General features: G+C 64.7%; 13 protein-coding genes. 5 read left to right on the top strand and 8 right to left on the bottom strand.

The annotated features are described in order from the left end of the window. The first annotated feature begins 211 nt into the window (after positions 1 to 211). A complete protein-coding gene (locus tag ACZBJS_RS30650) occupies positions 212 to 361 on the top strand; it encodes a hypothetical protein (RefSeq protein ID WP_156436402.1) in 150 nt (49 codons plus the stop codon). Positions 362 to 819: 458 nt separating this feature from the next. Here ACZBJS_RS30650 and ACZBJS_RS30645 read toward each other — a convergent pair whose 3' ends face one another. The 3 genes from ACZBJS_RS30645 to ACZBJS_RS30635 form a co-directional block, all read right to left on the bottom strand. Continuing rightward, positions 820 to 1,311, bottom strand: coding sequence for a hypothetical protein (locus ACZBJS_RS30645; RefSeq protein ID WP_141341160.1), 492 nt, complete (start codon positions 1,309 to 1,311; stop codon positions 820 to 822). Positions 1,312 to 1,500: 189 nt separating this feature from the next. Further along, complete coding sequence (gene fabA, locus ACZBJS_RS30640) at positions 1,501 to 2,031, bottom strand: bifunctional 3-hydroxydecanoyl-ACP dehydratase/trans-2-decenoyl-ACP isomerase (protein WP_316399136.1); 531 nt, start codon at positions 2,029 to 2,031, stop codon at positions 1,501 to 1,503. Positions 2,032 to 2,064: 33 nt separating this feature from the next. Next, positions 2,065 to 2,694 (bottom strand): TetR/AcrR family transcriptional regulator, encoded by a 630-nt coding sequence (locus ACZBJS_RS30635; RefSeq protein WP_316399123.1) that lies wholly within the window; start codon positions 2,692 to 2,694, stop codon positions 2,065 to 2,067. Positions 2,695 to 2,793: 99 nt separating this feature from the next. Here ACZBJS_RS30635 and ACZBJS_RS30630 point away from each other — a divergent pair, with 99 nt between their 5' ends. Further along, positions 2,794 to 3,204, top strand: coding sequence for a hypothetical protein (locus tag ACZBJS_RS30630; RefSeq protein WP_316399124.1), 411 nt, complete (start codon positions 2,794 to 2,796; stop codon positions 3,202 to 3,204). A 257-nt stretch (positions 3,205 to 3,461) separates the two neighbouring features. Here the strand turns inward: ACZBJS_RS30630 and ACZBJS_RS30625 are convergent, their stop codons facing one another. The 5 genes from ACZBJS_RS30625 to ACZBJS_RS30605 all read right to left on the bottom strand — a co-directional run bounded on the left by ACZBJS_RS30625 (position 3,462) and on the right by ACZBJS_RS30605 (position 8,770). Next, entirely contained in the window at positions 3,462 to 4,076 is a 615-nt protein-coding gene (locus ACZBJS_RS30625) for a transglutaminase-like cysteine peptidase (protein ID WP_026192955.1), read from the bottom strand. Between the two features lie 333 nt (positions 4,077 to 4,409). After that, the gene (locus ACZBJS_RS30620) at positions 4,410 to 5,027 is read right to left on the bottom strand and encodes a PilZ domain-containing protein (protein ID WP_028342942.1); all 618 of its coding nucleotides are present in this window, start codon (positions 5,025 to 5,027) and stop codon (positions 4,410 to 4,412) included. A gap of 57 nt (positions 5,028 to 5,084) precedes the next feature. Next, positions 5,085 to 6,704: an FAD-dependent monooxygenase gene (locus ACZBJS_RS30615; protein WP_316399125.1), complete on the bottom strand. Its 1,620-nt coding sequence runs from the start codon at positions 6,702 to 6,704 to the stop codon at positions 5,085 to 5,087. A gap of 273 nt (positions 6,705 to 6,977) precedes the next feature. Further along, positions 6,978 to 7,937 (bottom strand): acyl-CoA desaturase, encoded by a 960-nt coding sequence (locus ACZBJS_RS30610; protein ID WP_316399126.1) that lies wholly within the window; start codon positions 7,935 to 7,937, stop codon positions 6,978 to 6,980. A gap of 143 nt (positions 7,938 to 8,080) precedes the next feature. Beyond that, entirely contained in the window at positions 8,081 to 8,770 is a 690-nt protein-coding gene (locus ACZBJS_RS30605) for a hypothetical protein (RefSeq protein WP_316399127.1), read from the bottom strand. A 75-nt stretch (positions 8,771 to 8,845) separates the two neighbouring features. Between ACZBJS_RS30605 and ACZBJS_RS30600 the strand changes: the two genes are divergently transcribed. The 3 genes from ACZBJS_RS30600 to ACZBJS_RS30590 all read left to right on the top strand — a co-directional run bounded on the left by ACZBJS_RS30600 (position 8,846) and on the right by ACZBJS_RS30590 (position 13,258). Further along, complete coding sequence (locus ACZBJS_RS30600) at positions 8,846 to 9,997, top strand: zinc-binding dehydrogenase (RefSeq protein WP_316399128.1); 1,152 nt, start codon at positions 8,846 to 8,848, stop codon at positions 9,995 to 9,997. A 167-nt stretch (positions 9,998 to 10,164) separates the two neighbouring features. Next, positions 10,165 to 12,060, top strand: a complete 1,896-nt coding sequence (locus ACZBJS_RS30595) for a patatin-like phospholipase family protein (protein WP_316399129.1) — start codon at positions 10,165 to 10,167, stop codon at positions 12,058 to 12,060. Between the two features lie 58 nt (positions 12,061 to 12,118). Next, positions 12,119 to 13,258 carry an amidohydrolase/deacetylase family metallohydrolase gene (locus ACZBJS_RS30590; RefSeq protein WP_316399130.1) on the top strand — a complete coding sequence of 380 codons (1,140 nt, stop codon included), beginning with the start codon at positions 12,119 to 12,121 and terminating at the stop codon, positions 13,256 to 13,258. The last annotated feature ends 7 nt before the right edge of the window (positions 13,259 to 13,265 follow it).

The raw sequence follows: 13,265 nt of genomic DNA, 5'->3' as shown, positions 1-13,265 counted from the left end.
ACTTCGCATTCATAAAGCACACTAGAATCATCAGTTTGCTAGTGTCCTTATCGAATCCGAAGTTCGCTCCGAAGGTGCGGCAAATGATGCGAACTTCGGATTCGGGACACTGGTATGCAGCTTGCACCGCCTTGCAGCAGTCCGTGCGTGAGCGCGCCGCGAAAACCAATGGTCCGGCTGCGATTGAAGCCGGGCCCAGAGGACATCCAAGATGCTGACCATTCCTGACCTGACATTGCTGCTCATGGTGGTTGTTGCGAGCCTTGCCGTTGCGCTGATCTACATGCTGCGCGAGCTCGAGCCGAAGCTTGCGCGGCTGCGACTGCGAGGTGGTCGCGTCTTGCGCGATCGCACCGAATAGGGCGGCAATTCCGTTCGCCGCGGCTTTGGCCGCGGTGACGCTGCGCACCCAGAGTTGTCAGCCGAGCACGCCGTATTTCTTCAGGCGGTCTGCATCTTTCGCGCGGCGAGGGCCGCCTTCGGGATTTCGAGTCGGAGCTTTCCTGCCGGGCGGTCCCGAGCGGGATTCAAGGACCCCAAAAAACAAGGCCGTCGACGTAGTATACCGTCAACGACCTTGCCAGCCCCGGATATTGAAATCGGCTCACGCCATCCGGTCACTCGAAGATGACTCGGATTCGAAGGCCGATATGTGAACCAGTTCACAAAGTCAGGATTAATTCACGGTAACGGGCACTCATGATCGGCCGCCGCCGGCAACCCTCGAGCGCGAAAGTTCCCCGTTAGATGATGATCTTGCTCGGGATTTGGCGCATTTTTATGGCTGGTCACCTGAGTGGGGCGGGGTCTGCGGGGGCGTCAACCGCGCGACCTGTGGCGCTTTCGGTTGGCGCTACGGGTGGCCTTCGAGCGCTTGCGCGGCGCGGGCTCGGCGGCCGGCTCGTTGGCCTGCGCGCTCGCCAGCGACTGGCGCAAACCCTCGACCTGTTCGGTCAGCGCGGCGACCTGGTCGGAGAGCCTCTTGGCATCGGCCGCCTGCAAGGCGAACTGCTTGCGCATGGTCTGCAGCTGGTCCTGCACCTCCTGCAGCTGGTCGATGGATTCCTGCTGGGTCACCTCCATGCCCTTGGTCTTTTCCACCAGGGCCTCGGAGACCTGCGCGGTCCGCGCCTGCAACTGCCGCGCGGCCACCATGCGGTCGGTCTCCGGCACGTTGCCGGTGTAGGCGCGCCACAGTGCGATCGAGCCGATCCCGAACAGCACGAGCACCAGCGCCACGGCGCCGATCGCGATCGGCTGCACGCCAATGAGGCTGCTGGCTTGTGAATTCCGGGGGGCAAGTTCGACCATGCGACCAACAACCGGACATCAATTGAAAGGTTCGAAATAGCACAAACCCCGGCGCGGGCAAAACCGGGGGGTGTGTAGACCCCTGCGGCAGCAGCGAAATTTGTATCATATGTTAGTTTTCGGCCGTGCTGCCCGGCCTGCTCGAGGCATGATCGGCCTCTGGCCGACCCGAACTCAAGCTCCCCGAATTCAGCCCTTGGGCGCGATCAGGCCGACCCGCATGTCCTTCGCCAGATAGACGCAAGCGCCGTCGGCGAGCACCCGGCCGTCGGCGATGCCGAGCACCAGCCGGCCGCGCCTGGCCTGGCGTATGTCGACCTCATAGCGCACCAGCCTGACATCGGGCATGATGTGCCCCCTGAACTTGACCTCGCCGACCCCGAGCGCGCGGCCCTTGCCGGGCGAGCCCGACCAGCCGAGCCAGAAGCCGATGATCTGCCACATGGCGTCGAGGCCGAGGCATCCGGGCATCACGGGGTCGGCGGCAAAGTGACAGGCGAAGAACCAGTGGTCCGGCGCAATCTCGAGTTCGCCGACGACGTGGCCCTTGCCGAACGCGCCGCCGTCCAGGCTGATCTCGGTAATGCGGTCCATCATCAGCATCGGCGGTGCCGGCAGCTGCGCATTGCCCGGGCCGAAATAGCCGCCTTCGCTCGAGCGCAGCAGATCCGGCTTGCTGTAGGACGATTGCGGTGCGTGAAAATCGTGCGGATTGAACAAGATGGCCATCGATGTTCGGGTTTTGGCTGAAGCTTAGTTGCGGCTGCGCCGCGTGGCCCTTGGCCGCGCGGACAGGGGTTTGGCAGGCAAGCCCAGCGCGGCGGCCATGAAGGCCCAGATGTCGCCGGTCAGCCTTGCCGGATCCGGCCGTCTTTCGTTCATGAGCGCGCCGATCAGCGCCTGGCGGATGCCGCCGATCATCAGCGCGATGGTGAGGTGAGGGTCGATGCCGCCGGGCACGATCCCGTCGCGCTGGGCCGCTTCGATCATGCGGGCGCCGGCGTCAAGCTGCCGGCCGGTGAAGGCGGTCTCGACATCGAGCACCTCGGGCGCGCGGCTGAGCGGTCCGATCACGAGGGGCGCAAACGGGTGGTCATAGTGAAAGGCGACATAGGCGCCGATCCGTTCCTTTTCCCGGTCCGCCCAGTCCGTGGCGGACAGCTTGGCACCGCCGAACGCCGCCGCATCAAGTTGTTCATAGAAGCCTTCGACCACGGCGGCGATCAGGCCGGCCTTCGATCCGAAGTGATGGTAGGCGAGCCCGACCGAGACCTGCGCCCGCCTTGCGACGGCCTGCATCTCGAGGTGCCCATGGCCCTCGATGAGCTCGGCCTGCGCTGCCGAGAGCAGCCGTTCTCGTGTCCCCAGGCTCGCCGCGTCCATCGTGGCACCATTTGCTGAATTGAATTGAATTCAATATCGCCGATGCTAGGATGTCAAGCCGCCGACGCGGATGGCAAAGCGAGCCGGTGAAGGAAGGCGATGGCGTTTGCGATCAAGACCGAGATCCGAAATGCGTGGGCGAAGGTGTTCACCTTCACCGCGCAGAAGACCATGTATGGCGGCAAGCACATCGCGGCCGATGACATCGTGTTCGTGTTCGCGAGCGAGAACGAGGGCGGCAACGGCCTGATCGCCCGCGCGATCGTCGCGTCGGCCGACGCGACACCCCGCAAGGTCGGCGTCATCAGGCAGACGCCGCGCGTCAGCATCACGGTCAGACGCACCGCATCCGCGGCGCGGTTGCTCGGGCGCGAGCAACTCAAGCGCTTCAAGGATTGGGGCGACGGCCGGCCCGAGACCGAGCTGAATTTCAAATTCTATCGCCAGGCCACCAACAAGATCGTCGGCATCTCAGACGAGACCGCGGCGTTTCTCGAGCGGTTCTTCTAGTGTCCCGAATCCGAAGTTCGCATCATTTGCCGCACCTTCGGAGCGAACTTCGGATTCGATAAGGAACTAGCAAACTTCGTGAAAGTGGCTGCCGCGAAATCGCACGAACTTCGCATTCAGCACACCAGGCGTCGATCGACGCCGCTCAAAAAAGGTGCGGCCACCCTTTGGGGGAAGGGTGGCCGCGCGCGAACCGGTCTGGGACGGGGAGGGGTGGGGATGTGACCGGATCGCGAACTCGAAATTTCCTGTTCTGCTCAGCGCGAGCTTGCCGTTGCAACTGCAGGGCGGTTGTCACCGAGCGAGACCCACACATTGGGATCGCCCTGCGACTGCCGCTTGACGAAGCGGTAGCCAGTGTCGGTCCAGGCGACGATGCTCTCGTTCTGGTTATCGAGCACGAACTCGCCCTTGTCGGTCTTCACCGTCAGCACCGCGTGGCCTTCGCCCTTCTTGTCGCGGACCACCGTGATCAACAGCGCCTCGCGGGGCCAGCCGGCGTCCATCAGCATCTTGCGCTTCAGGAGCACGTAGTCCTCGCAGTCGCCGTAACCGTCGGATGGCAACGACCATTTCTCGATCACGCCCCAATGATCCATGTCGGTCATCGGCTTGATGGATTCGTTGACCCACTTGTTGACCCGTACGAGGTCCCGCCAAGCGGTCTGCGACAACACGATGTCGCGTGGTTGCGTCGCGCCGCCGCGGCATTCGCCCGGATTGTCGGCACAGAATTCGACCCAGCCGATCGGCGAACGCGCAACGTCGCCCAGGCTGGCGTAGACCACGTCGCCGGCCTTGGCCGACACGCACGTCGCAAACAGAATGGCGGCAACCGCCAAACCTTTCCCCTGTCCCCTGAACCCAAACATCGTGGCCCCCGTTCTTCTTGTTGGGACCACGTTTCGCACAAAGCTTTTGCGCCGCCGCTAAGTACGCAAAGTAGATTTGACGCGAATACTGGTAAAACCTGCGGCGAATTCGAACTGTACTTGAATCGAATTCGCGTAAAATTTGAAACAACTGCAATTGATTCAAATTTTATGCATTAACGCCGCGCGCGCTGCGCCAGCGCGGTTTGTTGCGCCAAACGCTGCGGCCGTTAACCGCCGATTTTCACCGGGCCAAATGCGCCGAAGGCGGCCACCGGTGCACCGGTGGCCGCCTTCGCGGGCAAAAAAAGGGGTCTTGAGCGGTTTTTCGCTTTACCTCGCGGTAACGCTCTCTTCGAGCGTTTCCGCCGATTGCTCGTGGACGAACTCGAGCGCGAAGCCTTCCTCGAGATTTCGCACCACGCGGGACTGTACCCGCCCGAGCATCACGAGCGATTTCAGCGGCGGGCGGTTCTCGGCAGCAATCGCAGCACCGGACAAGGAAAGGTCGATGATGCGGCAGGTCATCCGCGTGCCGTCTTCCTGGGTCAGCAGGGCGATCGGGTTGCGCGGCACGATACGGTCGTGGCGGCGATCCTCGGGCAGATTGAGGATGTCGCGGTTGGCGAGCCAGGTCAGCTGTGCGGCGAGCTTGTCGCGCTTGCGTGCGGTGGCGCCGATCGTCATCGCAAAGCCGTTGTCGATGATGCGGGTGATGCGTCCCTCGACCCGGCCGATATGGTCGAGATAGGCGATCACACGGTCGCCGACATTGCCGATGCCCGGCGCCAGCAAAGCGAGGCCGCCCGGCGACATGTTGATAATCTGGCAGGGAAACTCGCGCCGGTCGGGCAGCATGTAGCGGCCGAGCAGGTGCACCTTGACGCGCTGGAAGCGCCGCCGCTCCTCGGCTACGGGGACGACGGTAGTTTTCTTCTGTGCAAACGACATCACGACAAACCCGGCCACCGTCCATTCGGAGCCCCGACGACCCTAAGGCTGATAGGGTTAACGGGGCGTTACGGTTGAGGCAGGGAACTCGCACACGGTGCAAGAGAAGTGTGAGTGGAAGGGGCAGGGCCGCACATCAGGTTCGCCGAACCACCGCGACATGACCTGAGCGGCTTCATCGACGTGGGGGGCGGTGTCGGCGGCCCATGCGACGAAGCCGTCGGGGCGTACGAGCACGGCATTAAGGCCCAGCCGATCCCGCGCGTCGCTTGCGACATAGCCGATCCGCCCATGCCAGCGATCGGCAAGCGCTCGCAGGGGCGCGCGCCGATCAAAGTCCAGCAGCAGGCCGCGCCCGTTCCTGAGCAGTTCGCCGAGCTTCGTGCCGCGGGCGAGCTCGAAGTCGGGCGCGCTGCGGCCCGCCAGCGGATGGTTGCCGCCAAGATCATAGCGCAGCGAAACGCCCCACACGCGCTCGGCAAAGTAGGTCGCGCCGTCTGATGTCGCGATCAGGTCGCGGATGATGGCTTCGAGCGCGCGCGAACTGCGGCTTGGCCGCATCAGCGCGACCTGGGCGCGCGACCAGTCCAGCACCTGCGCGCCCACCGGATGCCGCTCACGCGAGTAGCTGTCGAGCAGGTCCACCGGTGCGTCGCCGCGGATCGTGGCCGCGAGCTTCCAGCCGAGGTTCATCGCGTCGCCAAGCCCGAGATTGAGCCCCTGGCCGCCGAGCGGAGAATGAATATGCGCGGCATCGCCCGCGAGCAGCACGCGGCCCTTGCGGTAATCCGTCGCCTGACAGGCGCGATCGGTCCAGGTGGTGGCAAGCCGGACCGCCGTCAACGTGATGTCTGTGCCGGAGACGCGGCGCAGCACCGCCTGCACGTGCTCGCGCGTGATCGGCCGGGTTCGGTGGAAGGCGCCGCCGTCGAACTCCACCATCGCGATCGTGCCGGGCCGTGCGTAGGTATACATGCCCGTCGGCGTGTAGTGACGGCCGGTGCGGAGCTTGTCCGCATCTGATATATCGACCTCGACCGAATAGCCGGTGAACTCGGGATCGGTGCCGACGAATTCAAAGCCGCCGGCCTTGCGCACCATGCTGCGGCCGCCGTCACAGCCGACCAGCCAGCGTCCGTGGAACGTCTCGGCACCGTCGCGAACGATCACGCCATCATCCGATTGTTCGAACGCCTCGACGCCTGTGCCGCGCCTGATCTCAACCCCCATCGCGGTTGCGCGCGCGGCGAGGGCGGATTCGAGCGCCTCCATCTCGACCGCCATGCTGGTGCCTGCCGGGCTCGGCAGACGAAACAGCCATTTCGACGTGTCGACATCAGCGTGAAAGAACTGGATGCCGGCAAAATGGCCGGCCGGGCGGCGCGGCTGTTGCATCCAATGCGCGCCATTCGATGCGCTGCTGCCCGAGCCATCCTTTGCGTGCTGTCGTGCCGCGATGTCATCCAGCATCCCGCGACGATAGAACGCCTCGATGCTGGGCGCCGAAAGGCCGCGCATCCCGAAGGGGAGCCGTTTCAGCGGCGAATGCGGGTCGGCGGCCTGCTCCAGCACCAGCACCGAGCACCCTGCGAGCCGCAGCTCGCAGGCGAGCATCAAGCCGACCGGGCCGGCGCCGGCAATCACGACATCATGGGGAAGGGGGCGGCTGGCGTGCATGAACTGCTCCTTTGTCGGTGTTCGACCGGAGCGGTTCGTCGGGTTGAGAACCACACGGACGAACATTGGGCGCCTGGACTGCGTCCGGTGTTCGTCGTGGGGATCTCATGCACGAGGCAGGAGACCAGAGCTTTCGTTTTCGAAAGGTCTTTCGTTCCAGAAAGGACTTCGATCCGAAAGGACTTGGGCTTACCAAACCAAGTCTGCCTTTTCCGACGCGGCGTATATAGCTGCGTGGCGTTCGATCCGCAACGGAAGATGCGCGGCTGCGGATTACTGGAACAATGCACTGCCGCGATGTCGCGGCGCGACTGCATCGGCGTTGCCTGGTTCGTCGACGCGGCGCGCGCCCGGGCGGGGCGCAAGATCGTCCGGCGTCTTGATGTTGCTCGCGAGTCCTGCGGCTTCGAATGCCTTGATCAACCACCAGCCGAGGTCGATCTGACCCGGCAGCAGCCCGAGCTTCGCGGAGCCGGGATAGGCGTGGTGATTGTTGTGCCAGCTTTCGCCCATGCTGATCAGGCCCGCGATGCCGACATTGTAGCCCTGGGCCGCGACGCCTTCGATGATCCAGGTCTGTCCGCCCTTGCGATGCGAGTAATGACCGATCAGCCAGTGACCGGTGACGCAGACGGCGACGCGGACGCAGATGCCCCAGACCAGCCAGCTCCACGAGCCGATCGCGAGGAACAGGATCGCCCAGGGCAATTGCTGCCACATCCAGGTCCGCTCGACGAAGGCGTAGAAACGGTCATCGGCGAGCCGCCGTTCGAGCCGGCATTCGGGCGGGTGTTTCAGCACCAGCGCACAGTGCAGTTGCCACCACGCGTCGCGCCAGAAACCGGCGGGGTGGCAGGAGTAGTCGTGGCACGCCGTCTGGCGCTGCGCCCAGTCGCGGATATCGTGCAGCCGCACCATGCCGTAGGGGCCGGCCATCCCGACCAGCGTGCCGAGATAGACGCAGAGCCTCTCCAGCCACAGCGGACAGTCGAAGCTCGCATGGATCAGGCGGCGGTGCATGCCGACCGAATGCCCGAAGCACAGCGTGATCGCGCTGGTGACGATGAATAATGCGAACGCGCTCCACGTGAACAGCAGCGGCCCGAGGACGATCGCGACCGCGGTCATGCCGCCAAGCCACAGCGACTTCGCCGGCGCCCATCGCACGCGCCCGTCCAGCGGATCGGTGCTGGCGTCCACGAAGATTCGCTCCGAGCCGGGTTGCGGCTTCATTCCGTCACCTGAGGTTGCATCGCAGGTTGCGGTGAAGCGATCGTCGCTGTCAATCGGCCGCGCACGTCCGTCATGTCGCAGCCCATATTGGCGTCTGCGGCGGCTTCAGCCGGGTGGCGGCACGCGGAAGCGGCGCGGTGAGGTTATTTGGCCTCGGCGTCCATTTCCGGTTCGACAGCCGTTTCCGGTTCGACTGCCGCCGCTGGTGGTTCAACAGCCACGGCTTTCAGCATCTTTCGTTTCGCCGCGCGGACCTCAATCTGCAGCGGCGGCTGATAGGATTCGCTTGGCGGCACGAAGACGAAGGCATGGTGTCCATCGCCCTTGTTGAGCTTGAGAAGATCGTTGCGGAACTGATCGGCGACGACTTCGCCAACGAGATTGCCGTTGAAGTAGATATCGATCGCGACCCTCTTGTCGGGGTGTTGGTTGTACAGCGCCCAGCCGGAAATCCTTTTTTCGTTGACGACGTCGACATGGCCGGTGATCTCGCCATACAGACTCTCGATGCCGGCCTCGATCACCTCGAGGTCGCTCCTGTAGATCGATCTCGTCACATCGAAGCTGAAATTCGCCGTATCGACGCATTGGTCCAGCAAGCCCTGTCGATGCTCCTTCATCCGTTGCAGCGTGTCCAGTTCGCCCAACTTGACGTACATGCCGACGATACCTTCGATACCAGGATTCATGGTGTCATTCCCCGCAATGCTACCAGCCAATTCGCCCTCGGCTGCTTTCACAATCGATGCCTCCTTGCGGAAATACTCCGCCAGGACGAGAAGCGCCTCGTTCCGCCAAGGTCTGTCATCAAGGCCTTCATGACAGGCCTTCATGACATCCCAATCGTCCTGACTTAAACTCGGCTCGGCCGAACCCGGCCCAACGACAAGGACAGGGAGAGCGAACCGATGGAGCAGATCCGCGTCTGCACGCATGATGGACCTGGAGCCAAGCCGGTAATCCGGACAGTGCCATGGCCGGAAATCGGCAAAAAGGCGGCCTTGATCAAGGTGGGTGCCTGTGGCGTTTGCGGAACCGATCTGCACATCCTGAAGGGACATTGGCCGAAGCCGTTGCCGTGGCCGTTCACGCTCGGCCATGAGCTCGGCGGCGTGATCGTGGAATGCGGCGCGGAGTTCACCGAGGATTTCATGAGCAAGCCGCTGCAGGTGGGATCGAAGGTGATGATCCCGCCTTTGATGCCGTGCGGCCGCTGCTACTACTGCATCCATTATCCCGAGAGCGCCAACAAATGCCTGACGCCGGTCTATTACGGCCGCTATCTCGGTTTCGACAAGGCGCCGCACATGTGGGGCGGCTGGGCTGAATATGTCTATGTCGATCTCGACATGCTGCCCGGCACCAAGATCTACAAATTGCCCGACGACATGTCGCTGCGGCTCGGCGCGCTCTCCGAGCCTCTGACCTCCTGCATCCGCGCCTTCAACCGCGCCACCCGCGCCGGCGGCTTCAGCTGGGGCGACACCGTGGTGATCCAGGGCTCCGGGCCGATCGGCATCCTCGCGGTCGCCGCTGCGCAGGAAATGGGCGCGGGGCGCGTGATCTGCGTCGGCGCGCCGGAGGCGCCGCGCCTTGCGCTGGCGCGCAAGTTCGGCGCCGAGGCGACCGTCGATATCGAGCAGCTCAAGACGCCGGAGCAGCGCATCGAGGCGGTGCGTGACATCGTCGGCGGTTTCGGCGCCGACCTCGTGATGGACTGCTCGGGCCATCCGACCGCCGGCCCCGAGGGCATCGAGATGCTGCGCGACGGCGGCACCTATGTCGAGATGGGGCAGTTCACCGATGCCGGCTCGATCGACACCTCGTGGCACCGCATCTGCACCAAGGATCTCAACGTGCTCGGCTCCTGGGGCTTTACCGGCAACGACCTGCCGCTCGGCGTCGACATGCTCTACCGCACGCGCAACAAATATCCCTGGCTCGACATGCAGACGATCTATCCGTTCACCGAAGACGGCGTCGCCCGCGCGGTTGCCGACGCAATGGCGATGAAGACGGTGAAGTCGACCATCGTGCCGTGGCCGGAATTGGTCGGGTGAAGCAGATCGCGGATGCTGCAAATCCTGCTGCAGTGCTCCCAAGGATTTGTGTCCAGGGTGCGGCCGATTGGGCCCTGATATCGCTCGCCGGGACGACGGCCCGGCGCTAACATCGGATCATGCATTCGAACCGTGTGCCGCCGAGCGCGACGTTTGCGTGGGGAAACGTGTCCGAGGACTTCGCGCTGTTCAGAACCCTCAGCGCGGAGCAGCGGCTGATCGCCTTTGGCGCAATGACCCGGCGCGACCTCGTGCGCGGCGAGCTGCTGGTCGAGCAGGGCGGCGCCTCCGACGCGCTGTTCCTGGTGCTGCATGGCGCGCTCGCGGTGTACCGAACCAGTCATCCCGAACCGATCGCGGAACTTCGCGCCGGCGAACTGGTCGGCGAGATCGGGTTCTTTGCCAATATCCCGCGCACGGCCAACGTGATTGCGATCCGCGACACCAGCGTGCTGGTGTTGACGCGCGCCGCCTATACGACGCTGGCGCGGGAAACGCCCGAGATCGTCGAGGCGCTGCTGGCTGCGCTCGCGCGGCGGTTTGCCACCGAGACCGCGCGTCTGTTGCCGCTCCGGGCGTCGCCGAAGGCGCGCACTGTCGCGCTGATCCCGGGCGGACGGGAACCGGTGCCTGCCGCCTTTGAGCACAGGTTGCGCGAAGGCCTTGCCGCTGCGGGTGCCGAGATCGTCGACCTCGCGCGGGTCCAGGCGATGTTTCCGGGCCGCGCGCTCGACGCATCCGAGGTCGCCGACTGGCTCAACAGGATCGAGTACGACGCGCCGCTGGTGGCCTATTTCGGTGGTCCCGACGCATCGGAGTGGGCGCGGAAAACCATCCGCCAGGCCGACCTTGTCGTGTTCGCCTGCCGTGGCCATGCGCCGACGCCCGATCTGACGGAGATCGAACGCTTCGCCTGCGCCGTGCATCCGGCGTCGACGCGGCGCCTCGTCCGGGTTCATGACGTCAGGCGCCACGAGGTCAGCGGCACCGCGGCGTGGCTGGCGCGGCTGCCCTGCTTCATGCATCATCACGTCGCGCTCGAGGACCAGCTCGACATCGACAGCCTGGTTCGCTTCCTGTGCGGTCGCGCCGTCGGATTTGTCGCCGGCGGCGGCGGCAGCCTCGGCACGGCGCATGTCGGCGTCTACAAGGCGTTTCGCGAGCGCGGCGCGATGTTCGACATCTTTGTCGGCACCAGCGTCGGCTCGGCGATGGCGGCGGGCTTTGCCAAGAACTACGACGCCGAGCATCTCGAGCGCGGCACGCATGAGATCTTCGTCTCCAGCCGCAGCTTCCGCCGCCCGACCTGGCCGCGCTACGCCTTGCTGGACCACAAGGCGTTCGATGCCGCGCTCGCCGATCAGTACGGCCACAATTGCCGGATCGAGGACTGCTGGCGGCCGTTCGCGGCGGTCGCGACCAATCTGTCGACGCACAGTCTCGAATTGATCCGCACCGGTCTGCTGTGGCACGCGGTGCGGGCGTCGAGCGCCATCCCCGGTCTGCTGCCGCCGTTCTATACGAGGGACGGCTCGATGCTGGTCGACGGATGCCTCGTCGACAACGTTCCGCTGGCGCAGATGCACCAGATGAAGAGCGGACCGAATCTGGTGGTCCATTTCGGCGACCCGGCAACCGAGATGTTCGACGTCGACTATGCCGCGCTGCCGGGGCGACTTGAGCTGCTTGCGTCGCTGCTGACGCCGTTCCGCAAGAAATTGCTTCCGGCCGCGCCGAGCGCCGTCAACGTGCTGTGGCGAAGCCTCGTTGCGCATCAGCGCTATGATACGCTGCCGACCACGCCGCTCGACATGGTGATGCGTCCCCCGACGCCCGACGGCATCGACGTCACCGATTTCGACCGCCATCAGGAAATCTTCGAATCCTCGTACCGCTGGGCCCGCGAGACCATTGCTGCCTCGGAGGCGGCGCATAATCCCGCCATTGCGGCCATCGTCGCGTCGGCCAACGAAGCGGACAAGGGATCGGACATGGTCGCCGACGAGGGCGCGGATCGCGCGACAGCGACCGCGCCGGTTTCTGAGCAGGCCCGGGTCGGTTGAGCGGCTTGCGGGCGCCGGCGAAGTCGACCATCGTGCCGGACCGAATCCGGAGAACACGATGCCTTTCGATTTGATCCTGCGCGGCGGACGGGTGATCGACCCGTCGCAGAAACTCGATGCCGTGACCGATGTCGGCTTTGCCGCGGGCAAGGTCGCTGCGCTCGGCCGTGAGTTGCAAGCCGATCCCGCCACCGAGGTCCGCGACGTCTCGGGGCTGATCGTCTCACCGGGCATCATCGACCTGCACACTCATGTCTATTGGGGCGGCACCTCGCTCGGCATCGATGCGGAGGAGTTTTGCCGCAACTCCGGCGTCACCACCTCGGTCGATACCGGCAGCGCCGGCCCCGGCAACTTTGCCGGCTTCCGCAAGCATGTGATCGAGCCGAGCCAGGTCCGTATCCTCGCCTATCTGCACATCTCGCACGCCGGCATCTTCGGCTTCTCGGATCGCGTGATGGTCGGCGAGAGCGAGGAGCTGCGGCTGATGAATCCAATCGACGCGGCGCGCGTCGCCGACAAGAACCGCGACCTGATCGTCGGCATCAAGGTGCGGGTCGGCCTGTTCGCCTCGGGCACCTCGGGGCTGGTGCCGCTCGAGATCGCGCTCGAGGTTGCCGAGCAGGTCGGCATGCCCCTGATGGCGCATATCGACCATCCGCCGCCGAGCTATGAGGAGGTGCTCGCGCGCCTGCGTCCGGGCGACGTGCTGACCCATGCGTTCCGTCCGTTCCCCAACACGCCCGCGACCGCGCAGGGCACGGTGAAGAAGGTCGTCCTGGAGGCGCGCGAGCGCGGCGTGCTGTTCGACATCGGCCATGGCAAGGGCTCGTTCGCCTTCAGGACGGCGCGCGCGATGCTCGCCAACGGCTTCTATCCCGACACCATCTCCTCCGACATCCATCAGCTCTGCATCGACGGCCCGGCATTCGACCAGGTGACGACGATGTCGAAATTCCTCTGCATGGGGATGCCGCTGCCGGACGTGATCGCGGCGTCCACCGTCAATGCCGCGATGGCGTTGCGGCGGCCCGAGCTCGGCAGCCTCAAGCCGGGCAGCGTCGGCGACGCCACGCTGCTCTTGGTCCGGCAGGGGACGTTCGACTATGTCGATGTGGTCGGCGAGCACCTGACCGGCGATCGCAAGATCGCATCCGAAGGCGTCGTGATCGGCGGACGCTGGTGGCATCCGCGTTAGGATTGAT

The organism is Bradyrhizobium sp. KZN70725, from assembly GCF_055264925.1.
This window is presented reverse-complemented; position numbering and strand designations above follow the sequence as displayed.